This is a genomic window from Desulfurella amilsii (assembly GCF_002119425.1).
GTDB lineage: Bacteria > Campylobacterota_A > Desulfurellia > Desulfurellales > Desulfurellaceae > Desulfurella > Desulfurella amilsii.
Genome location: NZ_MDSU01000011.1, coordinates 46,932 through 72,973, shown reverse-complemented (window position 1 = coordinate 72,973; position 26,042 = coordinate 46,932). Strand labels below are relative to the sequence as shown.

Annotated in this window: 24 protein-coding genes; 6 read left to right on the top strand and 18 right to left on the bottom strand. The window is 34.8% G+C overall.

Annotated features, from left to right (window positions below):
• Positions 1 to 11: 11 nt before the first annotated feature.
• The 4 genes from DESAMIL20_RS02675 to DESAMIL20_RS02660 all read left to right on the top strand — a co-directional run bounded on the left by DESAMIL20_RS02675 (position 12) and on the right by DESAMIL20_RS02660 (position 6,073).
• Positions 12 to 3,428, top strand: a complete 3,417-nt coding sequence (locus tag DESAMIL20_RS02675; protein WP_086033282.1) for a pyruvate carboxylase — start codon at positions 12 to 14, stop codon at positions 3,426 to 3,428.
• An 89-nt stretch (positions 3,429 to 3,517) separates the two neighbouring features.
• On the top strand, positions 3,518 to 4,087 hold the full coding sequence (locus tag DESAMIL20_RS02670) for an undecaprenyl-diphosphatase (protein ID WP_086033281.1): 570 nt from the start codon (positions 3,518 to 3,520) through the stop codon (positions 4,085 to 4,087).
• Complete coding sequence (locus DESAMIL20_RS02665) at positions 4,084 to 5,430, top strand: glycosyltransferase family 9 protein (protein ID WP_086033280.1); 1,347 nt, start codon at positions 4,084 to 4,086, stop codon at positions 5,428 to 5,430. Before DESAMIL20_RS02670 ends, DESAMIL20_RS02665 begins: the two co-directional genes overlap by 4 nt.
• Positions 5,423 to 6,073, top strand: a complete 651-nt coding sequence (locus tag DESAMIL20_RS02660) for a LysE family translocator (protein WP_086033279.1) — start codon at positions 5,423 to 5,425, stop codon at positions 6,071 to 6,073. Before DESAMIL20_RS02665 ends, DESAMIL20_RS02660 begins: the two co-directional genes overlap by 8 nt.
• A gap of 82 nt (positions 6,074 to 6,155) precedes the next feature.
• Here DESAMIL20_RS02660 and DESAMIL20_RS02655 read toward each other — a convergent pair whose 3' ends face one another.
• Genes DESAMIL20_RS02655 through xth form a run of 12 tightly spaced genes read right to left on the bottom strand, consistent with a single transcriptional unit; the run spans position 6,156 to position 18,131 of the window.
• On the bottom strand, positions 6,156 to 7,841 hold the full coding sequence (locus DESAMIL20_RS02655) for a methyl-accepting chemotaxis protein (RefSeq protein WP_086033278.1): 1,686 nt from the start codon (positions 7,839 to 7,841) through the stop codon (positions 6,156 to 6,158).
• A gap of 25 nt (positions 7,842 to 7,866) precedes the next feature.
• Positions 7,867 to 8,967, bottom strand: coding sequence for an aminopeptidase (locus tag DESAMIL20_RS02650; RefSeq protein ID WP_086033277.1), 1,101 nt, complete (start codon positions 8,965 to 8,967; stop codon positions 7,867 to 7,869).
• Positions 8,939 to 9,139 (bottom strand): YgaP family membrane protein, encoded by a 201-nt coding sequence (locus DESAMIL20_RS02645; RefSeq protein ID WP_086033276.1) that lies wholly within the window; start codon positions 9,137 to 9,139, stop codon positions 8,939 to 8,941. Before DESAMIL20_RS02645 ends, DESAMIL20_RS02650 begins: the two co-directional genes overlap by 29 nt.
• Before the next feature lie 12 nt (positions 9,140 to 9,151).
• Positions 9,152 to 9,712, bottom strand: coding sequence for a CDP-alcohol phosphatidyltransferase family protein (locus tag DESAMIL20_RS02640; protein WP_158090490.1), 561 nt, complete (start codon positions 9,710 to 9,712; stop codon positions 9,152 to 9,154).
• Positions 9,702 to 10,346: a signal peptidase I gene (gene lepB, locus DESAMIL20_RS02635; RefSeq protein ID WP_086033274.1), complete on the bottom strand. Its 645-nt coding sequence runs from the start codon at positions 10,344 to 10,346 to the stop codon at positions 9,702 to 9,704. Before lepB ends, DESAMIL20_RS02640 begins: the two co-directional genes overlap by 11 nt.
• 12 nt (positions 10,347 to 10,358) lie before the next feature.
• Positions 10,359 to 12,158 (bottom strand): translation elongation factor 4, encoded by a 1,800-nt coding sequence (gene lepA / locus DESAMIL20_RS02630; protein ID WP_086033273.1) that lies wholly within the window; start codon positions 12,156 to 12,158, stop codon positions 10,359 to 10,361.
• Positions 12,136 to 12,552 (bottom strand): hypothetical protein, encoded by a 417-nt coding sequence (locus tag DESAMIL20_RS02625; RefSeq protein ID WP_086033272.1) that lies wholly within the window; start codon positions 12,550 to 12,552, stop codon positions 12,136 to 12,138. The genes lepA and DESAMIL20_RS02625 overlap by 23 nt, the downstream gene beginning before the upstream one ends.
• Positions 12,522 to 13,079: a phospholipase D family nuclease gene (locus DESAMIL20_RS02620; RefSeq protein WP_086033271.1), complete on the bottom strand. Its 558-nt coding sequence runs from the start codon at positions 13,077 to 13,079 to the stop codon at positions 12,522 to 12,524. Before DESAMIL20_RS02620 ends, DESAMIL20_RS02625 begins: the two co-directional genes overlap by 31 nt.
• Positions 13,030 to 14,481, bottom strand: coding sequence for an IMP dehydrogenase (gene guaB, locus DESAMIL20_RS02615; RefSeq protein ID WP_086033270.1), 1,452 nt, complete (start codon positions 14,479 to 14,481; stop codon positions 13,030 to 13,032). Before guaB ends, DESAMIL20_RS02620 begins: the two co-directional genes overlap by 50 nt.
• Positions 14,482 to 14,491: 10 nt before the next feature.
• Positions 14,492 to 16,510, bottom strand: a complete 2,019-nt coding sequence (glyS, locus tag DESAMIL20_RS02610; RefSeq protein WP_086033269.1) for a glycine--tRNA ligase subunit beta — start codon at positions 16,508 to 16,510, stop codon at positions 14,492 to 14,494.
• Entirely contained in the window at positions 16,507 to 17,349 is an 843-nt protein-coding gene (locus DESAMIL20_RS02605) for a glycine--tRNA ligase subunit alpha (RefSeq protein ID WP_086033268.1), read from the bottom strand. Before DESAMIL20_RS02605 ends, glyS begins: the two co-directional genes overlap by 4 nt.
• Positions 17,350 to 17,363: 14 nt before the next feature.
• The gene (xth, locus tag DESAMIL20_RS02600) at positions 17,364 to 18,131 is read right to left on the bottom strand and encodes an exodeoxyribonuclease III (RefSeq protein ID WP_086033267.1); all 768 of its coding nucleotides are present in this window, start codon (positions 18,129 to 18,131) and stop codon (positions 17,364 to 17,366) included.
• A gap of 245 nt (positions 18,132 to 18,376) precedes the next feature.
• On the opposite strand from xth, the gene DESAMIL20_RS02595 reads away from it, so the two are divergent.
• Positions 18,377 to 19,597, top strand: coding sequence for an NRAMP family divalent metal transporter (locus tag DESAMIL20_RS02595; protein WP_086033266.1), 1,221 nt, complete (start codon positions 18,377 to 18,379; stop codon positions 19,595 to 19,597).
• 16 nt (positions 19,598 to 19,613) lie between these two features.
• Here the strand turns inward: DESAMIL20_RS02595 and DESAMIL20_RS02590 are convergent, their stop codons facing one another.
• Together DESAMIL20_RS02590 and DESAMIL20_RS02585 are read right to left on the bottom strand one after the other, a co-directional pair.
• Entirely contained in the window at positions 19,614 to 20,423 is an 810-nt protein-coding gene (locus DESAMIL20_RS02590; protein WP_086033265.1) for a DUF169 domain-containing protein, read from the bottom strand.
• A gap of 12 nt (positions 20,424 to 20,435) precedes the next feature.
• On the bottom strand, positions 20,436 to 21,476 hold the full coding sequence (locus tag DESAMIL20_RS02585; protein WP_086033264.1) for an aldo/keto reductase: 1,041 nt from the start codon (positions 21,474 to 21,476) through the stop codon (positions 20,436 to 20,438).
• A 132-nt stretch (positions 21,477 to 21,608) separates the two neighbouring features.
• Here DESAMIL20_RS02585 and DESAMIL20_RS02580 point away from each other — a divergent pair, with 132 nt between their 5' ends.
• A complete protein-coding gene (locus DESAMIL20_RS02580; protein WP_086033263.1) occupies positions 21,609 to 21,950 on the top strand; it encodes a cupin domain-containing protein in 342 nt (113 codons plus the stop codon).
• A 123-nt stretch (positions 21,951 to 22,073) separates the two neighbouring features.
• Here DESAMIL20_RS02580 and DESAMIL20_RS02575 read toward each other — a convergent pair whose 3' ends face one another.
• The 4 genes from DESAMIL20_RS02575 to DESAMIL20_RS02560 are packed head-to-tail and all read right to left on the bottom strand — an operon-like array spanning position 22,074 to position 26,038.
• Complete coding sequence (locus tag DESAMIL20_RS02575; protein WP_086033262.1) at positions 22,074 to 23,099, bottom strand: ABC transporter ATP-binding protein; 1,026 nt, start codon at positions 23,097 to 23,099, stop codon at positions 22,074 to 22,076.
• Positions 23,096 to 23,881 (bottom strand): ABC transporter permease, encoded by a 786-nt coding sequence (locus DESAMIL20_RS02570; RefSeq protein WP_086033261.1) that lies wholly within the window; start codon positions 23,879 to 23,881, stop codon positions 23,096 to 23,098. The genes DESAMIL20_RS02575 and DESAMIL20_RS02570 overlap by 4 nt, the downstream gene beginning before the upstream one ends.
• Before the next feature lie 28 nt (positions 23,882 to 23,909).
• A complete protein-coding gene (locus tag DESAMIL20_RS02565) occupies positions 23,910 to 24,839 on the bottom strand; it encodes an extracellular solute-binding protein (protein WP_086033260.1) in 930 nt (309 codons plus the stop codon).
• 11 nt (positions 24,840 to 24,850) lie between these two features.
• Positions 24,851 to 26,038, bottom strand: coding sequence for a molybdopterin molybdotransferase MoeA (locus tag DESAMIL20_RS02560; RefSeq protein WP_086033259.1), 1,188 nt, complete (start codon positions 26,036 to 26,038; stop codon positions 24,851 to 24,853).
• Positions 26,039 to 26,042 lie beyond the last annotated feature (4 nt).

The window sequence follows — 26,042 nt, the reverse complement described above, 5'->3', positions numbered from 1 at the left end:
AGGGGGGCACAATGAAAATTAAACGATTGCTTGTAACCAACCGTGGTGAGATTGCCATCAGAATCTTTAGAGCTGCAACAGAATTAAACATCGAAACAATAGGCATTTACTCTTATGAAGACCGCTACTCCTTGCACCGCTACAAATGTGACGAATCGTACCTAGTAGGTGAAGGTAAAAGCCCAGTTGATGCTTATCTGTCAATAGAAGAAATTATTGATTTAGCAAAATCAAAACACATTGATGCGATTCATCCAGGATACGGCTTTTTGAGCGAAAACCCCTTATTTGCAAAAAAATACGAAGAAGCAGGCATTATCTTTATAGGCCCTCACTCTAGTGCTATAGAAATCTTTGGCGATAAATTAAGGGCAAAAAAAATGGCTCAAAATCTCTCAATACCTACAATACCTGGCACTAATCAGTGTATTACCAGCATAAATGAACTTAGAGAGTTCGCAAATCAATCTAGTTATCCTATCTTAATAAAAGCCACAAAAGGCGGTGGCGGCAGAGGCATCAGGGTAGTAGAAACCCTCCAAGACCTAGAATCAGAGTACCTAATGGCAAAGTCTGAAAGCCTAAAAGCTTTTGGCAGCGACGAAATTATAGCTGAAAAATTAGTCAAAAACCCCAAGCACATAGAAGTACAGATTTTGGGCGACAAATTTGGAAATTATGTGCACTTGTTTGAAAGAGATTGCTCCATTCAGCGTAGACATCAAAAAGTGGTAGAAATTGCACCTTCACTAAACATACCTCAAGATATTTTACAATCAATATATGCAGATTCCATAAAATTTGCCAAAGAAACAAAATTATACAATGCTGCTACTTTTGAGTATTTAGTAGATGAAGAAAAACAGCACTATTACTTTTTAGAAGTAAACCCAAGATTGCAAGTAGAACATACAGTAACTGAAATAATAACAAGCATTGATATTGTTCAATCCCAAATAAAAATTGCAAGTGACCAATCGCTTTTGGATTTTATAGGCCCACAAGATAAAATTGCAAAAAAAGGTTGTGCTTTTCAGTGCCGTATCACTACTGAAGACCCTCAAAACAACTTTTTTCCAGATACAGGAAAAATTGAAGCTTATAGGTCACCAGCGGGGTTTGGGATAAGGCTTGACGCAGCAAGCGCATATACGGGTGCACTTATTACACCTTTTTACGATTCGCTCCTTGTAAAAATTACAGCTTTTGGTTTAACATTTGAAGAAGCAGCCAAAAAAATGCACAGGGCACTTAGAGAATTTAGGATTCGCGGTATAAAAAACAACTTAAGATTCTTAGAAAACCTCGTCTCAAACAAAGACTTTTTGAAAGGTGACTTTAATGTACATTTTTTAGAAACTCACCCAGAAATATTTAATTTCGAAAAACCAAGGGATAGAATAAGCAAATTGCTTAGATTTTTGGGAAACAATATAGTCAATAAACCAAATGGGGAAGCAAAAAATGTAGTATTTCCCACAATTGTTAAACCTAAAGCGCAAAGTACTAAACTTGAAGGCTTAAGGGATATTTTGCTAAGGCAGGGACCAGAAATTTTTATTCAAAAAATAAAAGAATCAAAAGAAGTATTGTTTACTGATACCACCTTTAGAGATGCCCATCAATCTTTGCTTGCAACAAGGATGCGAACAAAAGATTTGCTTGAAATATCAGATTTTGTTGCAAAAAGAATGAACAAACTATTTTCCATTGAGATGTGGGGAGGCGCAACATTTGATGTCTGCTATAGATTTTTAAAAGAAGATCCATGGGAAAGGCTGGATATGTTGCGCCAAAGAATTCCAAATATACCTTTTCAAATGCTGCTTAGGGGCGCAAATGCTGTAGGCTACACTAATTACCCAGACAATGTCGTTAAAGCATTTATTAAAGAAGCAGTCGGTAGCGGTATAGATGTGTTTAGAATCTTTGATTGCTTCAACTGGACTGACCAGATGGCTATTGCTATGGAAGAGGTAAAAAAATTAGATAGGATATGCGAGGCGGCAATCTCCTACACAGACGATGTATTATCGCCAAAAAATAATAAATACACCCTATCTTACTATGTGGATCTAGCTAAAAAATTAGAAAAAATGGGTGCTGACATCATTGCAATAAAAGACATGGCTGGACTGTTAAAACCATATGCAGCCAAAGTTCTATTTAAAACACTAAGTGAAGAAGTGGGTGTTCCTTTGCATTTTCACACGCACAATACCTCTGGAAACGCAGAAAGTTCTGTCTATAGCGCAATTGAAGCTGGTGTAAAAATAGTAGATGCTGCAGTTAGCTCTATGAGCGGCCTAACCAGTCAACCATCACTAAACTCTATTGTTGCTGCACTAAAAAACACACCGCACCAATCAAGTCTAAACCAGGAAGATTTAGATACAGTGGCCAATTATTTTGAAAAGGTCAGACCATATTACTTTATGTTTGAAAGCGGACTTAAATCTCCCACAGCGGAAGTATATGAGCATGAAATACCAGGCGGCCAGTACAGCAACTTAAAACCACAAGTAACAAGTCTGGGGCTACTTGATAGGTGGGATGATATAAAGAAAATGTACAAACAGGTCAATGAAGCGCTGGGAAACCTTATTAAAGTTACACCTTCTTCGAAAGTAGTGGGCGATTTAGCGTTATTTTTAGTAAGAAATAATTTAACTATAGAGGATTTTAAAAATAATGCAGACAAGTTATCCCTCCCGCAAAGCGTAGTGGACTTCTTTAAAGGCTATTTAGGTCAACCCTACGGTGGCTTTGATAGAAAACTTCAACAAAAAGTCCTAAAAGGTGAAACGCCACTTGCTGTAAGACCAGGTGAGATTTTGACTGAATATAACCTTAACCTAGCCCAAGAAGCACTTAAAAGCATCATTGGCTCTGATGTAGAGTTTAGAGAAGTTGTTTCCTATGCTCTCTATGGCAAAGTCATTGAAGATTATTTTAACTTTAATAAAGAGTACGGGGATGTGTGGGTATTATCCACAAAGGACTTTTTCTTTCCTTTAAATGTAGGCGAAGAAACAATAATAAATTTAGAAGAAGGGAAAACCATTTTTGTAAAACTAATAGCCATTGGCGAAGCTGACTCTAAAGGTCAAAGAACGCTTACATTTGAAGTAAATGGAGAGTCAAGGTTTGTTACAATAAAAGACTTAAGCCTGCAAGCAGCTCTAAAGCAAAACCTCAAAGGCGACAAATCAAATTCAAATCATATAATTGCCACAATGCCTGGAAAAATCTCAAAAATGCTTGTAAGGGAGGGTGATTTTGTTAATAAAAACCAGCCTGTGTGCATTACAGAAGCTATGAAAATGGAAACAAAAATCGTAAGCTTAAAGGAAGGCAAAGTAAAAAATATACTGCTAAAAGAAGGCGAGCAAATAGAAGGACAAGACTTAATTATTGAGTTAGAGTAAATTAATAATATATCATTTTTGTGTAAGCTATTCGTAACACCGTATTATTAGTATTAAATAAGGTGGTTTACGAATATAAAGGTGGTGCTATGAACATCAATGAGCAGATTTTTTTAGCAATTAATAATTTATCATTGTTAAATATTGGGATTTTAAATGCTCTTTGCATATTTACAGCACTTTATTCACCTTATTTGTACGCAATTTTACTGGTAGTTGTATATCTTTTAAACCACAAAAAGCAAGCGTTAAATGCGTTTTATATTGCATTAATTGGGCTATTTATAAATTACGCGATAGGGCTTTTTTATTATCATCCAAGACCTTTTGTTGAAGGTCTTGGCAATCTTTTGATTTATCACGCAAAAGATTCATCTTTCCCCAGCGATCATGCGACGCTTGCATTTGCTGTATCGTTTGGTTTTTGGTACTCAAAGGAAAAACTCCTATCAATAGTAAGCTTTGTTTTTGCTTTAATTACAGGTTTTGCAAGGGTATTTGTGGGTGTGCATTTTCCGTTTGATATTATTGGGTCTTTTTTTGTGGCAATTGTGGCCTTGGTTTTATTTAATGCCTTTTTTGCCTATTTTGAAGAGTTAAGCAAATTTTTAATCAAACTGCAAATTAAAATATTTACGGCACTAGGACTAAAAACATGATAAAAGAATATATGCTAAAAAATTACCTTTCTCGCATAAGCTACTTATTAGAGCAAGTACGATCAATCTTGGTAAAGGTACTTTTTTTCTTAAATCAAAGATTCAATGCTGCAAATCTGTTTGCTAATTTTACTTCATACTTAACAGATATCTTACCAAATGTTGGACGCATTTTTACCAACAAGACAGTTAAATATTTTTTTGCAAATAGCATTTTGTTAAATATTCAGCTAAAAAAATACCACCGTATAGTCCAAAAATCTCCATTAAACAAAGTGCTGGTGATTTCTGATTTAAATATCGGAGATGCAGTTAATATTCAAGCAGCTGTATTTTTTTTAAAAAACATTGGGGCAAATCAAGTTGATTATGTAATCAATAAAACTGCATACGCGCTAATTAAACATAACCCAAATATCTCAAATGCATTTCCAATATTTGAGAGAGCTAATTTTGTAAGCACAGACGAAAGAAACTACCTAAATAATACTATAAGTCAAAACAATTATGATTTAATCCTAAATTTTTGCCCTTTTTTAAACAGACAGTCTATAAATGGTAAAAATTTTATAAACTATATGGGATTATCGATTTATGTAGCAAATAATTATTTTAATCAAAGCGCTATAGCGCACGTCACATATGCAATACACACTTATTTAAACAAAATCTTTAACACTGGGCTAGCTTTTGAAAAAAACTACCTGTATTTATCGTCATATTCTGTGCAAGAAGCAAAAAAAATGCACGACAAAATACCCAAAAATCATAAAACAATTTTCTTCAACATAGATGCAACATCTATATATACACTTGCACCCATTGAATTGCAACTTCGTATATTAGAGCAACTAAGCAATCTTAAAAATGTTTCTATTGTTCTAAGCGCTTCTTTTTCTCAAAAAAATCTGCAAGAAAAAATATACAATTTGATTAAAAATAAACAGCATATCATATTGCTTAATAAGACTTTGCCTATAGATACTTATGCTTCTTTTATTGATTTTTGCGACTGCTTTGTCAGTTCAGATACAGGCGGTCTACACATTGCTTCATGCTATAAATTTGATGAATCTGGTAATCCATTAAGGAATGAAACCGCCATTTTTTCTATTTTTGGCGCAACACCTGCTGTAATTTATGCCTATGACTCTCAAAAAAAGAATTTTTTAAAGTCATCGCAAAATGCTTTGTCAAAAGCATATATCTCAAATAGTCCTTGCAAAAATATCACTTGCATAAACAAAGCAGCAAAAAAATGCAAAAATGTGCGCTGTTTTTATGGTATAAATTATCAAGATATCGTTTCGGATATAAAAGCATATTTGGGTTTAGATGCATGATTTAAAATTTATATTATCGTTGATTGCTATTTATATAATGGGATATTTTACAGCTATGCCTGTGGGGGCCACACAAATAGAGATTGCTAAACGCTCGTTTGCTAACTTAACAAAGGCAGCATTGATGATTGCGCTTGGTTCTGCTATATCTGACACGATGTATGGTTTTATAGCTTTTTTTGGCATAGCACCTTTTTTAAAAAGTGAATTTGTAATGTCAATTTTTTGGCTTGGTGCCAGTATAATTTTATTTATACTGGGTATATATACACTCTTGCACTATAAAAAAACATTTTCTGTTTCGGCTCAATGCGATATAATAAAAAACTTAAAGGTTTCTTTTATTACGGGTTTTTCTTTGGCTGTTACAAATCCAATGATGATCTTTTGGTGGCTTGCAGTATATCAAATACAAAAGGATATAGGACTAATTGTAAGTTTTAATACTATAGAAAAAGTAATTTTTTTACTTGCAGGCGGTTTAGGTATTGCTAGCTACTTAGTAACACTAACTTTTATACTAAAATGGGCGAAAAAATTTTTGTCCGAAAAAATTGAAAAGCGCATTAATATCGGATTAGGTATCGCTTTGCTTGTTTTTGGCCTATATTTTTTAATTAGATCACTTCATGTATTGATTTAAATTTAAATAACTAAGGCCACACCCTGTCCTATCCTAAAATAGTCTAATCATAGGGCTAAAGCCCCTAAAAAGGGGCTTTTTTTCAAGTCTTAAACTTACCTACAACAGATAACAGACCATCAGATATTGTCTTTAGGTTTTGGGCATTAGCTGAGATAGACTCTACTGCCTTTGCATTTTCTTCTTGAGCTTTGCTGATTTCTTTTACCTGCATCTCAAGCTCTGAGACTGTAGAAGAAAGCTCCTGTGTTGCAGCAGACAGGGAGTTTACCTGATCTGAAACATTGGCGATTTTATCTGATACTGTCTGGACACTGTCTTGAGTTTGGGCAATGGCATCTGCTTTTTGTTGTGTATCTGATTGGGTTTGATTCATAACGCTTACTACTTTTGAAGTTTTTTCCTGTATGGATTTTATGATTGCTGCCACTTCGTCTGTAGCTTTTTGTGTTTTTTCTGCAAGCTTTCTGATCTCATCTGCAACTACTGCAAAGCCTCTGCCGTGCTCACCTGCACGGGCCGCTTCAATGGCAGCGTTCAGCGCAAGGAGGTTTATCTGATCTGTTATATCGTTTATTATCTTTAGAATGTCTCCTACTTTCTTTGAAGCTTCTCCAAGGTCATTTACATCAAGACTTGCTTCTGAGATAGAATTGGATAGCTCTCGGATTGCTTCTACATTGAGCTGGATTTCTTTTACCATCTTGTCTGTAATCTCTTTTGCTTCATCGGATGATACCCTTATGTCTTCTGTAGAGCGGGCTATGCCGGATAGGGCGTTTGCTGTATCTTCTGTTGCATGTGATATCTCTTTTGTGTTTGATGAGACCTGCTCACTGGATGCAGAGATTTGAGCTGCAGATGATGCAAGTGAGTTTGTGGAAGATTGAACCTCTGTAGCTTCTGATAGTATCTCTTGCACTATACCTTTAAGCGTAGAGATAAATTTGTTTAAGTGATCTGTGAGCTCACCAAACTCATCATTTGACTGCTTGGGCAGTACAATAGTTAAATCACCTCCGCCTTTAGCAAGTGTGGAGACAGTGGAGTTTATTCTATTTAGGGGTGCTATAAGTTTCTTTGCAAGCCATATACCAATTAGTGCTACTACAATAATAATAAACACTACAATGATAGCAGAAACGATCATAGAAGAAATCATATCCTTGATTATCAAGCTTCTTTGTTCTTGTAAGTCCTTATTTAAACTGGAAAGGTAAAAGCCTGTACCTAATATAAAACCAAAATCTTTGTCATATTTAACATATGTAAGTTTTTCATCAACCTTATTAGTAGCAGGATTTTTAAACATATACGACACATAACCAGAGCCATTTTTTAAAGCGGTGGATATCATGTCTCTAAAAATGTATTTACTATTGGCATCTTTAAAGTCTAAAACATTTTTACCTTCCAAAGAAGGATCAGTATTATCGGCAAGCAGTGTGCCGTCTTTACTTACAACAAATATATAGTTATCGTTGCCATACTTTACCCTTCTAACCCAGTCTAGGGCAATGGTTTTAGCCTCATCAAAGCTCAACTCGCCTTTTTTATACCTTTCGTAAGGGCGCTGAATCATAGAAGATGCAGAATCTACAAGAGAAACAAGATTTTTTTTGTTATAAGTAATAATTAAGTCTTTTGTTGAGTTAATTTCATTTTTTTCTAAATTTAAATTCCAATAAATCGCATATATGCCAAACAAACCAACAAAAATCAAAACACTTAATATACCGTATAAAACCATTTTTGTTTTAAAACTCATACATCCTCCACTTGTTTATTTTGTGTTAGTCAAAGTTCAAATATTCAGATTTATTATCTTTTATAATAATAACATTTGGTTCAAACAGTACAAAATCTTGATGAAACGGTACGCATACTTCTCCGCCAAAAGAAGAGTTATCTCCCAAAGCCATGTGAATTGTTTTGTAAATTTTTTCGGCTTCGAGTATATTAAGCGGATCTTTTGCTTTTTTATTTGTACCAATGCCAAGCTCAGCTATATTGGCTGCTTGGGGATACTTTTTAATTATGCCTTCAAGTGTATGTGCGTAATTATCACTACCTATGATTTCTCTTACATAGCCATCTTTAATAACAAAACACAAATTATTATTAAATTTAAATGTGGGACCAAATTCAGCAACAAAATAACCATTCGTCTTGCCTTCGTTTGGTGCAATAAATACCTCACCAGCTGGCAAGTTGCCAAAACTACCCGGTTTATCCAAAAGACCATAGTCGGCTAAAAACTCTCTACCTTCGATGTTGAATTCTATTTGTGTAGCGTTTTTAGCGTTAATTTTTATAATATTAGCGCCTTTTACAACTTCATATACCCTAAGCGTGTTATCTTTTAATCCTTCTAAGTCTATGCTTAAAGGGCCAAACAGCATATCTTCGTCAAACAAAGGCATACTAGCAAACCTTGCGCCACAAGTATTTGTTAAAAGCTTTCTAAAAAAAGTATGGCTTGTTGAGTAGTTTGGCAAGGCAACTACAACATCAACAGATTCATTTTTTTGCTTGACTGCGCTTTCTATAAAAATTTTTTCTTCATTGCTTAGAGTTTTGGCTAGTATCTTGCCTTTTAAGTGTTCAAACTCTTTTGTGCAAGGTTTGCCAAAAGCAATCTCCCACAACTCAAAAGGCGGCTCATTTGCAGGTGAGCCCAATGAGAGATACTCAAAATACAATGCTTTTGCAATTGAGCTTGCTTCTTCGAAAAAAGCCTTAGCAATTAAAGGAAGTTTTTTCCTGCGTAATTTTTGCTTTTCATCAACTTCTTCGTTTAGCAGATCGGTAAATACCAAACACCTTTCGTTGGGCTTTAGGCCCATATTGTTTTTTAAAATTTTTCTAATTATCTGATTGGCTTGATTGTTCATAGGTATTTACACCAATTAAATCATACAATGTGCATTTTTGCAATATTGCCGTAGCAATAACCATAGCCCCAGGAACAATTAACGCTTTCTTTTTAAACAAACCACAAAGAATCAGGCCAGCACCCACTGCATATCTAATTTTTTGGTCAAGTCCGCCAACATTTTTTTTCATTGAAAACCTCCACTAAGTTTTGATTAAATATAAAGCTTTTTTTATATAATGCAACAGGGCAAGTATTGAAAACAAAAAAGTCACATACACAAGAGCATTTAAGAGCTTTCCGTTTTGCAAAATATAAAGTTTATCCAATAAAACATACAATAAAAGTAAAATTTGGAAAAATGTGGCAAATTTACCTACATAAGAGCTTTTAATAACATTCTCTTTGTTATAGGTTAAAATTACAAGACTACCTACAATTAGTATTGTATCCTTAAAAAAAACAGTTATCCACAAGAACTGCGGTATATTACCTTTTATTGTAAAAAGCAAAAACGCATAATTAATCAAAATTTTATCTGCAAGCGGGTCAAGAAGCTTGCCTATTAGGGTAGTTTGATTTAATTTTCTTGCCAGAAAACCATCTAAGAAGTCCGTTATTGATGCTATAAATAACACAAAAAATGCTTGTTTATAAAATTCATTTAAAAGCAAATAAATTATAGGCGCAATGAGTATAATCCTGAAAAACGATAGACTGTTTGGCCAGTTTATAATCTTTTCATTGAAAAACTTATCTGCCATCTTGTGCATTTGTATTGATTATTTTTAGGATTCTATTAAAATTGACTTTCCAATCATAAATTGAAAAATAAATAATAAAAGGCTCGCCAGTAATATCATAGCGAGGCACAAAACCCCAAAATCTTGAGTCATACGAGTTGTCTCTATTGTCACCCATCATAAAGTATTCGTGCGGCGGTACTTTAACAGGGCCCCAATTATCCCTTGAGCCATAAGGTGTTGTTATACCTGGTATCTGTGTATTCCTTGGATAAATAGTTGTGCTTGAAAAATAAGCATAAGGTTCATTAACTTTTTTGTCATTTATATAAACCTGCCTATTTATTATCTGCACTGTATCGCCTGGTACGCCCATACATCGCTTGATAAAATGCACGCTAGGGTCTGGTGGATACCTAAAAACTACAATATCACCCACTTTCGGGTCTTTACCTTTCCATAAAAAATCGTGCGTAAATGGTATTTTAATGCCATAGGATATTTTATTTACAAGTATATAATCACCAGGCAAAAGTGTAGGCTCCATTGAACCAGATGGAATTTTAAAAGCTTCAATAAAAAATGTTCTAATAAAAAGTGCAATAATTAATGCAATAAGTATCGATTTTGTCCAATCCCAAAATTTTTTTGACATAATAACTCCCTTTTATTTTTTTGCTGGCTCTAGAAGCTTCATAAAAGCTTCTTTTGATATGGCAACTTTTCCCAATTGTTTAAGCTTTTTTTTGCCTTCCTTTTGTTTTTCTAATAGCTTTCTTTTGCGTGTTATATCACCACCGTAGCATTTTGCAAGCACATCTTTTCTTAAAGCCTTTATTTCTTCTTTTGCTATAATTTTGCCAGAAACTTTTGCCTGCAGTTTTATTTCAAACAACTGCCTAGGCACAAACTCTTTTAGTTTTGCAAGCACATCACGAGCGTAATAATAAGCTTTGTCCTTGTGAATAATCTGCGAAAAACTATCAATAGGCTCATTGTTTATCATAATTATCATTTTAACCAAATCTGATTTCTTGTAGCCTTCAAATTCGTAATTAAATGAAGCATAACCCTTTGTAATAGATTTTAGCGTATCGTAAAAATTTATAATGATCTCAGATAGCGGTGCAGCGTAGGTAATCAAACACCTATTAGAAGATAAGTAGCTTAAGTTCTTTTGATACCCTCTTTTTTCCTGCAACAAGTTCAATACGCTACCAATGTATTCAGCAGGCGTTAAACAATCGATACTTACATAAGGCTCAAAAATAGCCTTTATAAATTGTGGCTCCGGCAAGTCCTTTGGGTTTGATATCTCTAGTATACTATCATCTGTTTTTTCTACTTTGTACAAAACAGATGGTGTAGTAACAACTATATCTAAACCAAACTCCTCTTCTAGGCGCTCCTTTGTAATATTCATATGTAGCATACCCAGAAAGCCACATCTAAAACCAAAACCTAAAGCATCACTCTTTTCTGGCTCATATTCTAAACTTGAATCATTAAGCTTCAGTTTTTCAAGCCCCTCTTTCAGATCATCATATTTTTCTGTATCTGTGGGGTATATACCTGCATACACAAAAGGCTTTATTTTTTTAAAACCTTTAAGAGCTTGTTTTGCAGGATTATCTGCAAGTGTAACAGTATCGCCAACAAGAACGTCTTCAATATTTTTTATGTTTGATATCAAAATACCTACTTCTCCAGCGTGCAATTTCTCTATATCTTTTGGTTTTGGCGTTAAAACACTTAAATTTTCTATATTATACTCTTTTTTGTTTGAAAATATCATTATACGATCGTTTAGATTAATTTCCCCTTCAAATACTCTAATAAGGCAAACTACACCTTTGTAGTTATCATACCAAGAATCTATAATAAGCGCTTTTAAATTTCCCTCATCGTTTACTTTTGGTGATGGTATATATTTTATTATCGCTTCTAAGACTTCTTGCGTGCCTATATCATTTTTTGCAGAAATCAAGATTACATTAGAAACATCCAGGCCCAGATTTTCTATTTCGCTTTTTGTTTTTTCTACATCTGCTGTAGGTAAATCTATTTTATTTATAACGGGTATTATCTCCAAATCATTTTCTAAAGCTAAGTATAAATTGGCAACAGTTTGTGCCTCAACACCCTGTGTTGCATCCACTACGAGCAACACTCCCTCGCAAGCTGACAAACTTTTTGAAACCTCGTATGAAAAATCCGCATGACCTGGCGTATCAATCATGTTTAGTTCATACAAGCATCCGTTGAAAGCATATTCCATCCTTACAGATTGCGCTTTGACTGTAATGCCATGCCTACGCTCTACTTCTAAACTATCCAAAACCTGCTCTTTCATTTCTCTTTTATCAAGCGAGCCTGTTTTTTCAATTAGCCTGTCAGCAAGAGTTGATTTACCATGGTCAATATGGGCTATAATAGAAAAATTTCTAATATTTTGAATATTTATCATACACTTGCTTTTCCAATATATATGTTTTGTATCTTGATTGCTTACACATCAAAGAACTCTCAATACTTACAAGCTTAAAAACCTCTTCTAATACACGCAGAGATTCTTGAGCCCTCTTGAAGTTTGCAATTAATATATCAAACAGAGATTCGCGTTCTTTTTCTTCAGGTAATGTAACCTGAGTTAAGCAATCGTTTTGTGTATCTCTGTGTGCAACTGTCTTAATGTGCTTTTTAGCAATAGAACCTAAATGCGCGCGAATACCCTTTGTTTGAGTAGCTAAATCCTCATCATCATAATTAAATCTTAGTATATCTTCCACTACACGAAGAGCTTCTTTCGAACGATTTAAATTAGCATCTATTATTCTTTCACAGGCAGAGCTTGATTCCATAACTCCTCAAATTGCTTTTTATAAATATTTGCAATGTCGGCTCTATCAATAATTAACACATTTTCGTCGTTTGCTTTGGGAGCTTGAGCTGTCCAGTTTAGTGACCCAGTTTCTACAATTTTATCGTCAAAAACAGCAAACTTATTATGCATTATACCGTATCTATCGTAATATTTATGAGCTTTTGCAAACCTTATATCAAGGCCATTTTTAATTAAATAGGCAAATTTAGAAAATTTGTTTTTTGGGTTATTCCACCCACCATCTAATAGTATTCTAACCTTGCACCCGCGTTTTTTGGCATTTATCAAGCTTTGCGCTAAAGGCCTTGATGTAAAAGCATACATAGCCACATCAATGGTTTTTTTCGAGTGATCAATCAAATAAATAATTTTTTCGATTGGCACATCAGAAGGTGTAAAGTAAACTTCAATATCACGCGCATAAGCCGTATTTACAAAAAACAATAAAATAAAGCTAAATATTGTAGTTTGGAGCTTCTTTTGTAATAATAACATCGTGAACATGGCTTTCTCTCCATGAGTTTTCTGAAATTTGAATTAATTGCACTTCTCTTAGGTCTTCTATTGTTCTTGAACCAGTGTAGCCCATGCCAGCTTTAAGGCCACCTACTAACTGGTACAGTACATCTTTTAGCTCGCCTTTGTATGGCACTCTACCTTCAATACCCTCTGGAACAAATTTTTCTGGTTCAACATCATCTTGAAAATATCGCTCTTTGCCACCTTTTTCCATAGCAGATAAAGAACCCATACCTCTGTAAACTTTATACTTTCTGCCTTGATAAATAATGGACTCGCCGGGTGATTCTTCAACACCTGCAAGTAAATTGCCAATCATCACACAAGCAGAACCTGCAGCAAGTGCTTTTACAATGTCTCCGGAGTATTTTATACCACCATCTGCCATAATCTTTGCGCCAAACTTGTCAGCTTCTTCTGCACATTCTGATATAGCAGTAATTTGCGGCACACCTACGCCTGCAATAATGCGTGTTGTGCAAATGGAGCCTGGTCCAATACCCACTTTTACAATATCTACGCCTGCTTCTATGAGGCTTCTTGTGCCCTCACGCGTTGCAACATTGCCACCAATTACGCAGCAATCAAACTTTGACTTTATCTTTTCAATAGTCTTTAATACTTTTACAGAATGCCCGTGAGCTGAATCTAGCACTATGATATCACAACCTGCTTCTAGCAGAGCTTTTGCTCTTGCATCGCCATCTTTTGTGCCTACGCTTGCGGCCACCACAAGCCTGCCTTTTGAGTCTTTTGTGGCCTCTGGGTACTCTTCTTTTTTTATAATATCTTTTATTGTAATTAAGCCTTTGAGCTTAAAATTGCTATCTACAATGGGTAATTTTTCTATCTTATTTGCTTTTAGGTACTCAATGGCTTCTTGGAGTGTGGTACCCTCTGGGGCTACAATCAAACCTTTTGCTGTCATAACATCTTTTACTTTTTTTGTAAAATCCGTCTCAAATCTCAGATCTCTATTTGTTATAATGCCTACAAGTGTATTTGTATTATCCGTAACAGGTATACCAGAGATATGGTACTGTCGCATTAGATTAAGACAATCGTTTATTGTAGCATCTGGATGAATAACAATGGGATCCGTTATCATACCGCTTTCGCTTTTTTTAACCCTTATAACCTGTGCCACCTGCTCTTGTATAGTCATATTTTTGTGTATAACACCAAGACCTCCATTTCTTGCCATGCCTATCGCCATACGATACTCTGTAACTGTATCCATAGCAGCAGAAATAATGGGGATTTTTAAGCTATACCTGTTAGTTAGGCTTATGCTTGTGTCTACTTGGTTGGGTAAAACATTTGATTTTCTAGGTACAAGCAACACATCATTAAAAGTTAAACCTAAAGTATCTTTTAATCTAATCATACATACACCTTCAAATACTTAAATATTTAAAATCAGCTACTTTCAAAACCAATTGCCTATAGTTATTCAATAACGACAACCTATTATTTTTAATTTTTTCATCTTTATCCATAATAAGGACTTTATCAAAAAAGCTTGATACTGTATGCCTATCTACAATGTTTTTTAAGTATGATAAATAATCTTTATTTTGCAAGAACCGTTTTAAATCTTGCTTCAAAGCCTTTACATAATTATAAAATTTTGCTTCTTCGTCAAAAACAAAAATCGTATCATCTACATCAGTTTTATCAAAACCTTCTGGCACTATATTAAAAACCCTTTTGATACTAAACAAATCTTGTACATCAGCCTGTGAATAAAAAGTTTTCAAGGCTTCAATCTTAAGAAACGCTCCGTAAATATCGCTAAAATCTACCTCAACCACAGATTTTACAATCTCGGTATGCTCTTCAAACATATTTATAAATCGCACTTTTATAAATTCAAGTGCATCATCCAATGTATTTTTAGATAAGCTCTGTTTTTCGTAGAGTGATAAAGCAAATTTTACAGTATCTTCAATATTTAAACTCAATTTTGAGTTAAGAATAATTTTAATAATTGAAAGCGCAGCACGACGAAGTCCATATGGGTCTTTGTTACCAGTTGGCTTTAAATCAGCTATCATACCCCCTACTATTAAATCAAATTTATCTGCTAGAGATAGCGCTATACCTTCTAAGCTTTTAGGGTATACTTCGTCTTTTGGCAAGTACTGCTCATAAATGCATTTGCTAACACTTTCACCTTCTGATTGCTCTTTTGCTATATAATAGCCCATTACACCCTGAACTTCTGGAAATTCATAAACCATGTGCGTTAAAAGGTCGGCTTTTGATAGGTATGCTGCGCGCCTTGCAACCTCCCCTCGCGCACCTAAATCTAAATCATTTGCTATTTTTTGTGTAAGTTCCGCGAGTCGCATTGTGCGATCATACATAGAGCCAAGTTTTTTGTGAAAAAGCATGTTTTTTAATTTATCAACCAAACTCTCAAGTTTAACTTTTAAGTCTTCTTCATAAAAAAAAGCAGCATCTCTAAAACGTGCCCTTAAAACGCGTTCGTTGCCTTTTACAATTACAGAATCATCATCTGTAAATATATTTGATACTACACAAAACTTATTTGTAAGTTTACTATTATCGAAAGAATAAAAGTATTTTTGATTAGCTTTCATAGAACTTATTAACACTTCCTGAGGAAGACTAAGAAACTCTTCTTCAAATGTGCCTTCTAAACAATGTGGATACTCAACTAAGTTTGTAACTTCATTCAATAAATCTTCATCCAGTATGTATTGTTTGCCTTCGTTTGACAAATTCTTAAGCGCTTCTTTAATTAATGACTGCCTTTGGTTTTGGTCAACTATTACAAAGTGCCTTTTAAGTGTTTCTTTGTAGTCTTTTGATAAAAGCTCAACTTTACCGTTTGATAAAAACCTATGGCCAAAGGTGTAAGAAACGCTTTTCTTGCCAAACATTGAGCATTCAACAACCTTGCTATCAGCCAAAAGCACTAAGTTGTGCACAGGTCTAAGATACGCATAATCACCATTACCCCAGCGCATTTGTTTGCTAAAACTAATAGAACCTAAAAATTCGCTAAAAATAGAACACAAAAGCTCTTTTACCGGCGAAAGAGCCTGCTTTTTAAAAACGCATACATAAGGACCTTTTTTGGTATCTTCAAAAAAAATTTCATCCAGGTGGGTGTTATTTTTCTCCAAAAAGCTCAATAGCGCTTTTGTTACTTTATTTTTATCATCAAAGCAAGTGCTTTTTGGTGGACCTAGAATTTTTTGCTTTATTTGTTTTGTAAACTCATGACAGTCAAACAAAGCAGCAATGCGCCTTGGTGTATAGTAAACATTTACATCTTCATAGTCAATATTGTGTTTGTCTAAAATAGCTCTCAATTGGCTATTCTGTATATTCAACAACTCTTTTGCAGGCAATTCTTCTGTTAATATCTCAAACAATACTTTCATATGTGTTCTCCTATATATGCTTTTGCGATACCAACAGCCAAATCTCGTACCCTTTTTATGTAGTGTGTGCGCTCTGACACACTTATTGCGCTTCTCGCATCAAGAAGATTAAATACATGGGAACACTTTATACAGTAATCATAAGCGGGTCTTATAAGTTTTACCTGTATGCATCTGTTTGATTCGGCTTCAAACATATTAAACAACTCAAATAGCATAGCTACATCAGCAACTTCAAAATTGTACGTAGAATACTCCCACTCGTCGTGTTTGTGAATATCTCCATAGGTTAGAGAATCGTTAAATTTCATGTCAAAAACATTTTCAACGCCTTGTATGTACATGCCAAGTCGCTCTGTGCCGTATGTAATCTCAACAGGTATAAGCTTCAACTCCACGCCACCAATTTGCTGAAAGTATGTAAACTGCGTTACTTCCATCCCATCTAACCACACTTCCCACCCAAGCCCCCATGCGCCAAGCGTAGGAGACTCCCAGTTATCCTCAACAAAACGAATATCGTGCTTTTTTATGGATATACCTAAAAACTCCAGACTTTCTAAGTACATATCTTGAATATTTTCTGGTGATGGCTTAATTATAACCTGATACTGATAATAATGCTGAAGCCTATTTGGGTTTTCACCGTATCTACCATCAGTTGGCCTTCTTGAAGGTGCTGTGTAGGCCACACTCCAGGGTTTATCGCCTAAAGATTTCAACACAGTGGCTGGATGAAATGTTCCAGCACCAGCTTCAATATCGTAGGGCTGTAAAATAACACAACCTTTTGATTTCCAAAACTCAGATAATTTTAGTGGTATGTCTTGATAGTTCATGCGCCACTCCCCTGTTAATCGTTGATTTGCGCATAAAGTGGGGCGTGGTCAGATGAGCCACGCTTTGCCCGCTCTTTTGCGTCTATATCGCAAAACACTGCCTTTTTAAAAATTTCTTTTGTCATTAATATATAATCTACCCTCAAACCAACGTTTCTTAAAAACGAATTTGCCCTATAATCCCAAAAACTAAATATTTTTTCATTTTTGTGAAACTCGCGACACGCATCAAAAAAACCAATGTCTAATATATCTTTCATAGCATTTCTTTCTGGACTAGTAAAACCGATTTTGAAGCCCATCTGGTTACTATTATAAACATCTAAGTCCGATAATGCAACATTTAAATCACCCATGAGTATTATCCTATTCGTACTTTTAAGCAATGAGCTTAAATATTCTTTTAACTTTGCTAGATAATCAAGCTTGTAATAATAATCGGTTGCTCCAACGTTTTTTCCATTTGGAACATAGACATTTATAATTTTTATACCATTAATCTCACAGCTTATCATGCGTTTTTGATCCCTTGCATCAAGCACAAAACCCTTTTTAACATCTTCCATAGAAAGCTTTGAGGCAATTGCAACACCGTTAAAACCAACCTCACCAAAACTTTCGATATTGTAGCCCACATCCCTAAAATTATTGTAGGGAAACTTATCATCTGGAGTTTTAATTTCTTGCATGCCAAGCACATCAATATTTTCTTTTTGCAGCCATTCTAAAATCTGATCCAGCCTTACCCTTATAGAGTTTACATTCCATGTCGCTATTTTCATTATTTTTCCTTTCTATTTTAAGTAGATAACGCGCTATTTAAAAAATATGTGTTTTTAACACCTCCGTATAGCAAGCTATATTTGCTTAGCGCTAATACTAAAACCGCGCTTTCGATAGTTTTATATATGATAACACAACTTTTTGCAACTATTCTAGGTATATTTTTTATAGTTTAAGCATTTCGTCTTGACTTTTTATACTAACCTAATATATTTATAAGTGACTAATTTTTGGAGGTTTGAGAGTGAAAAAAAGTCTTAAAATATGGCTTTTGTCGTTTTTGGCTGTATTTGGACCTGGTTTTATAGTAATGATTGCGGATATGGACGCAGGTTCAATTACAACCGCATTTGTATCTGGTGCACAATATGGATATAAGCTCATACCACTGCAGTTATTACTTGTACCTTTATTGTATGTAGTGCAAGAAATTGCCTCAAGGCTAGGATGCGTAACAAGCAAAGGACACGGCGAACTTATAAGAGAATACTTTGGTGAAAAATGGGCGGCATTTTCAACTATTCTTTTGCTTTTTGTCGTCTTTAGCGCACTTTTAACAGAATTTTCAGGCATTGCAGCAAGCACACAAATTATAGGCATACCAAAATATTACTCGATTACCATTAGTGCTTTATTGCTTATTTCTGTAGCTTTAAGTGGAAAATACAAACGTGCAGAAACCGTTGCCATTGTTTTTTCTTTAGTTTCATTTGTTTTTATACCTGCAGCCATAATGTCGCACCCTAATTATAGTGAAATGGCAAAAAGCTTTATTTCACCTCAGCCCCTTAATAACAAAAATTATCTTTTCCTTATAGCCGCAAATGTCGGTGCAGTAATTATGCCATGGATGATCTACTATCAGCAAAGCGCTACGGTTGATAAGCGTTTGCAATCGTGCGATATAAAATTTGCAAAATGGGATACATTGGTTGGAAGTTTTGCCACACAAATTTTAATGATTGTTGTAATTATTCTTGGTGCATCTGTGCTGTATAAAGAGCATATTGCCCCAAACAATGCTTATAACTTTGCTTTGGCTTTAGTGCCCATTGCTGGTAAATACAGTGCTTTATTGTTTGCCGTTGGACTGTATGCATCAAGTATTTTAGCTGCATTTGTTGTGTCAATGTCATTTGCCTGGGCATCTGGCGAAACATGGAATTTTGGACACACACTAAATGCCAACTTTAAGCAAGAAAAGCTGTTTTATTTTATCTATATTGCTTTAGTTGTCCTAAGCGCTATTATTATACTCATCCCAGGTATTCCACTTGTAAAAATTATGATTGATGTAGAAGCATTTAATGGTTTCGTTTTGCCAATTGTTCTGGGTTTTTTAATAATGCTTGCAAGTAGTAAAAAAATACTCAAAAATTATTCATACTCTAGAGCATATATAAGTATAGTCGTACTTCTAGCTTTGGCAATAATTGTTTTGGGAATATATTCTGCTATCGTCTAAGTGAAACTTTGATAAACTATTTAATCAGCGATGACCACGTGGTCTTTTCTAAAAAACTGTCTTCAACAAAAGACTCTAGCTGCAAAAAGCGCTTTAGCGGCATATTAAACATTAAGTAATTAGTGCCAATAGCGTTTTTTATATAATTACGTGCCGATATATCTGTAAACCCTACAACACATCGAGGGTCATTAGAAAAGCACTCTTTGTAGGTAAAGATACCAAGAGTTTGACAGCCAGCAGCGTATGGTATAATACTTCCTTCAAAATCGCTTCTATCATAATTGGATAATATAACCAAAGCCGAAAGCTGATTTGCATCAATTAAAAAAGAAACTAAAATAGGTTTTTCAGTATCTTCTATCTGACTTAGTTGTTTTAATATTACATATTTTTTTGGAATTTCAAACATTGGCAAGTTTGAGACAAATTGCTCAACTAAAGCTGGATCTTTTACATAGCGTTCGCCTTCAACAAAATCTTCTATAAAAGAAGAATGATCGTACTTTGATAGTCTTTCTACCGCATCCTGAGCACTTTTGTTGTGTTTGTTGCCATGTGATAAAAAGTAGCAGAACCCGCTTATTCCACCTGGAAACTTAGTATACTGATTGCCAAAGCCTAAACCTACACCACCACCCCAGCAACCGTAAGTATTTATATCTGCTACAGATATATTGCCTCGCAGTGCATTACTGTATAAAAACATCACGCAGCCCCATTTGCCTTCTTTAAATTGCATGGCATTTTTTGGTTTTTCATCACTCCATAGTAAAGCAATTGGAGGGTATTTTAGGTTTAGCGCTTTTTGTAATTTTGATTCCATTTATTCCCCCTTTTAATACTCAAATTTATCTCTATTTTGGTTTTGCCTCTCATACATCCACTGAGGGTAAAGTGTTTTTGGTTGTGTAACGTTATCTAGCATTTTAAGCTCATCGGCACTTAAAGCTACATCTATACTGTTTATGTTATCTTGCAGCTGACTCATCTTATTTGCGCCAATAATAACAGATGTAACCTCTTGCTTGCTCAAAAGCCACGCTAAAGCCACCTGTGCAATAGAAACACCTTTTTGCTTTGCTATAGTGTCTAATACCTCAATTGCACCGTATGATCTTTCATCTATGGGCGGAAACTCAAAGCCGCTTCTGCGAGCATTTTGGGGTTTTGGATTTTCTTTTGTGTACTTTCCTGTTAGAAACCCTCCAGATAAAGGCGACCATGGCAAAAACGCTAAATTTTCTTCTTTGCAAAGAGGAAGTAACTCATGCTCTACATCACGACCAACAAGAGAATAGTATGCCTGGAGAGATACAAATTCAGCCCACCTGTTTGCTTTTGATAAATAGAGCGCTTTCATTATATGCCTTGCAGACCAGTTTGAACAACCTATGTACAATACTTTACCAGCTTTTACAAGCATATCTAGTGCCTCGAGCACTTCTTCTATGCTTGCTAGCATATCCCAGCCATGAACCTGATAAAGATCAATATAGTCAACCTGAAGCCTTTTTAGGCTTGCCTCGCATGATTCAATAATGTGTTTTCTTGAAAGGCCAATATTGTTAATATCACCTGTGTTTTCAAATGCCTCTTGCGTGCTTGCGCTTCTTACTTTTGTAGCTATGATTAACTCGTGCCTTTTAAAGCCCAATTTTTTTATAACATTGCCCAATATCGTTTCTGATTCGCCAAATGAATACACATCTGCTGTATCAAAAAAGTTTATGCCTGCATCTCTAGCATGTTTTACCAAGCCTAGAGCTAACTCTTCATTTACTGTACCAATGTTTCTAAAATTAGAACCAAAGGTCATTGTACCCAAACACAATTGAGATACCTTTAAAGCCGTTTTCCCGAATTTTTTATACTTCATCTTTCCTCCTTTTTAGTTTACTGCATTAATCTACTGACTGTTTGCGAATTTTTCAAGTATAAGCTGTGAATAATTAACTTGAAACATTTCTATAAGTAATTATTTTAGTTGAAAAAATAATGGAGGTTTTGTATGAGAGAATTTCAGAAAATTGAAAACTTAGAATTTATCGAGCATTCGGCAAACAAAAATGTAAAAATTGGTTATGTGTTTACGCATAAAAACGATAGTGTAGAGTTTACAAGCGCGATTGTAAAAATACCAAAAGGTGAATCAATACCAGAACATACCCACGATGTGTATGATATTATTTGTCCAGTTTCTGGCAAAGGCAGGATTTGGGTAGAAAATGCCGGAGAATGTGAACTTAAAAAAGGTGTTTTTGTAAAAGTACCACCTCATACAAAGCATAGAATTTTTGATGTTCAAGAAGATTTAGAAATTTACGATATTTTTAGTGGTTTTCTTTTATAAATACCCACATCTTATCATTCTTGTGAAAACAAAATTAATACAGAGTTTTATAAAATTTGGAAGCGAGTTTTTTGATTTTGCTTTTGATAAATAGAGCGCTTTTTTGTAATACTTTCTAGCTATTTAGCCGTCTTTTAAAATATTAACAGTTAATTTGTTAAAACTTGCAAAAACCTCTTGATTTATTTTTACATTCAGTTCGTCAAAATAATATTTTGTAAGGTTAACTTTTAGCGGAAAGCCACAATCTAACAAAACAGTATACACATACCCGTTAAAACTAAAATCAACAACAAAACATTTAAAGCAGTTATCCATATCTGTTTCTTGTTTTCTTAAAATAATCATATCCGGCCTTATAAGACACATTACTCTATCAAACTCTACATTACTTGCGACTATGGTTTGATTAGCTACGGTTACTTTATCACTTGAAATACGATTTGCTTTTAGTATGTTAAAATCCAAAAACAAAGCCCCGTGTGTATCGTTTGGAGAAGTTAAAAACTCACTTAAACTTTGCACATACTTTAGATAACCATCTTGCATAATACCTATATAGTCGGCTACATATATGCTTTCTGTGATATCATGTGTGACAAACAAGCAAGCGTAGTTGAATTTTTTTAATATAAATTTCATCTCTTTAAGCAAAAGAGGCTTTTCTAAGTACGAAATATCTGATGTAGGCTCATCAAATAAAATAATATCGGGGTTTGCGCAAAGCGTTCTAGCTAGCGCAACCCTTTGCCTTTGGCCACTGCTTATACTGCTGGGCTTTCTTGTTAAAAACTCTTTTAGATTAAATATTTCAATTACATCGTCAATGTTTAATTTTGCTTTGTTGAATTTTAAACCATAAGTTATGTTTTCATATATGCTCATGTGGGGAAACAAACCAAGATTAGCTCCAATGTAGCCTATTTTTCTTTCTTGGGGCTTTTTTTGTGTAATATTGATGTTGTTTAAAACAATTTTACCTGATCCAAGGGGCTCTAAGCCGCATAAGCACTCAAGAAGTTTTGTTTTGCCTGCGCCATTTTTGCCCAGTATTACCAGGATACTATTGTCTTTTAAGCTAAAATTAATATCTTTTAGCTTAAAACTGCCAAATCTGGCATTGAGATTTGTAACTTCCAAAAGATTCATCGTTTAATCAAAAATCTTAGCGTTAAAAAGAAACCTATACATATGAGCAAAAGGTAGGCTGCAATGGCAGCCGAAGTTTCTAGGTTCATTTCGTTAAAAGCATTGTAGATTTTAACAGGTGCTGTCATGGGATAATATGCAAGCATAACCACAGCACCAAACTCAGAAATTGCCCTTGCCCACACTAAGATAAAACCAGAGTAAATGGCGCTTTTAGACAATGGCAGATATATATCTTTGAACACATTAAATTCGCCTGCCCCAAGCATAAAGGCTGTTTTTTCAAGCTCTTTATCGATGCTCCTAAAGCTTTCTTTGGCAGAATTAACCATATAGGGCAAAGATACAAACAGCATGGCTATTACTATGGCAACGCGTGTGCCTGTAATTTGAAAGTTGAATAAATGATAGGAAAGGCTTCCTATGATACCTTGCTTGCCATAGATAAAAAGCAGCGCAATACCAGCTACCGTATGAGGTATAGAAATCGGTATATCAGCCACTGTTTCTATAAATTTGTTTAGTTTTTTAAAAAAGTTTTTAGCTAAAAGATAAGCAAACGGCACACCAATTACTATTGAAACCAACCCACATATAAATGATAAAGACAAACTGTTAAAAATAGCTTCTAAAACAGAACTTTCTTCAATTACACTCAAGGTTTTTGAGTTTATAAACAGTGTAAGGCGCGCAAGAGGAACTATAATAAATATAAGCACCAAAGCACTTATAAGCGCAAAAGCAAATTTTAGTGTTCTATCGCTTAGGTAATTGTGTTTCATAAAGAAAAAGGAGAGGAAGAACTTCCCCTCATTTTGTTAATTTTTTTACAATTTCTGGTATCTGGTTTTTAGCACCCACTGCTACTGCAGGGCTAATTGCAGGCTGGCCACTCTCATTCAATATTTTTTGGCCTTCTTTTGAGATTAAAAAGGCTAAAAATTTCGCTGCCAATTCTTTGTTTTTTGCCTGATTTGGTATTGATATGCCGTAAATTATAGGTATGCCAGGGGCTACTTTACCAGATTTTAGCTTAAATGACACCTGAGAGTAATACTTTGCAAATTTGGGATCACCAAAGTTAATTTCGTCTGGCAGTTTAACATAATCTAAACCATACTGCTTTGCAATGGATAGATACTCAAAAGCATAATCAAGCTCTGAAGCTTTTAGGTAGGCTATCAAGTCTTCTGCTTTAGGCCTTATGTTGTTTTTATTTACATGTGATAAAAGGTAGTCTGCCAACTTAGGATCATGATAGTATATAGATGCAAGCTTTAAAACCATAACGGCCGTATAACCGCCTGGATCTAAATTTGGGTTTCCATAACCCCAACTTACATCTTTCTTTGAAAGTATCTTGTACCAGTTGCTTGAGTTTATTTCTTTTGAATATTTGCTTTTTGGCGTATAAGCCAATACTTCTTGGTTTGTAGAAAACTGTAGATACCAGCTTGTGTACTTTGGCATTAAGTCTTTAGGAAATAAAGAGTAATCAGCCAGTGCCACAATATCTGGTATGCGGTGCAAATCGGTAATCATTCTTACGATCTTCACACTACCAAAAGGTTCATTTTGGAACACTACATTAGTGTGGTAAGTCTTATTGAAAGCCTCTTCAATTTCTTTAAAAGGCTTTGCAAGGCTTCCTGCTTGCATTACAACAAGCGTGTCAGCAAAAGCGCTGCTTGCAAAAAACACAACAGCAAAAATTACAGCAAGTTTGGAAAAAAGTTTCATATGAGTACCCCCTAAATAAAAAAGAATTCAAAAATATCAGCTAGTCTAGCATTTTGTATTTCTTTTGGTATAGCCAAAAAGGCATTGGCTTTCGATAGAGCACTAAAGTCACCAGAGCCATTATAGGGTATTTTATAGGCTTTATAGCCATTTTGATCAAATCTTACATCAACAGGCAAAAAATGCATTCTATCTGGTTTTTTATTGTAATCAAAAGTTATGCTGCACTTTAGAAACCTCACATCAAAATCACTGCATCCAAGCATCTTTGAGATGATGTTGCCTACAAAGAGTCTAAATACACTAAAGGTAGATACGGGATTTCCGGGTGAGCCTACAATATAACAGTTATCCTTTAAAGCTATAATTGTAGGCCGACCTGGCTTCATATCTATTGTTCTTACAAGTATTTTTGCACCAATGTTATTCAGCGCATCTGCCGTATAGTCTTTGTCGCCGAAGGAAGAACCACCCGTTATAACTACAATATCGCAAGTTTTTGTTGCTATATCAAGTGTTTTTTCTATTGTTTGCAAATCGTCTGGGAGTTTGCCGTAGTCAACTGCTTCTTGATTAAACTGATTTATCTGGGCAATTAAGCTGTAGTGCGAGGTATCAATAATGCTTGAGGGCTTTTGTGGCTCTCCTGGGCTTACCAGTTCATCGCCTGTTGTAATTACACCAATCTTTAGCTTTCTGTAGACCTTTATGGATACACAAGAAAGCTGGGCAAGTAAGTTTACCATATTGGTTTTTATAAGCGTGCCTTTTTTTAATACAGTTTCGCCTTTTTTTAAATCTTCACCAAAATAAGCTATATTTGAACCTTTCTTTGGTGGTTTTTTGGATACAATATAGCCTTCTTTTTCTGTAACTGCTTCAAACTCAACCACGCTATCGCAATACTCTGGGACTTTGGCGCCTGTCATTATACGGACCGCATCTTTGGGCTTTAGTGCTATATCTTTGTTTGATCCTGCAAAAAGCTCATCGGCTATTTTTAGCTTAAGCGTATCATCTACATCTGAAAACCTAAAGGCAAAACCATCCATTGTAGCTTTGTTAAATGGAGGAAAATCTATATCTGATGCAATATCAACAGCCAGCACTCTATTTATAGAGTCAAGCAAACCCACTTTCTGTATTTGAGTAATAGGCTTTGGCTGGATTGCTTCTATTGCTTCATAAAATGTCGTCATCTTA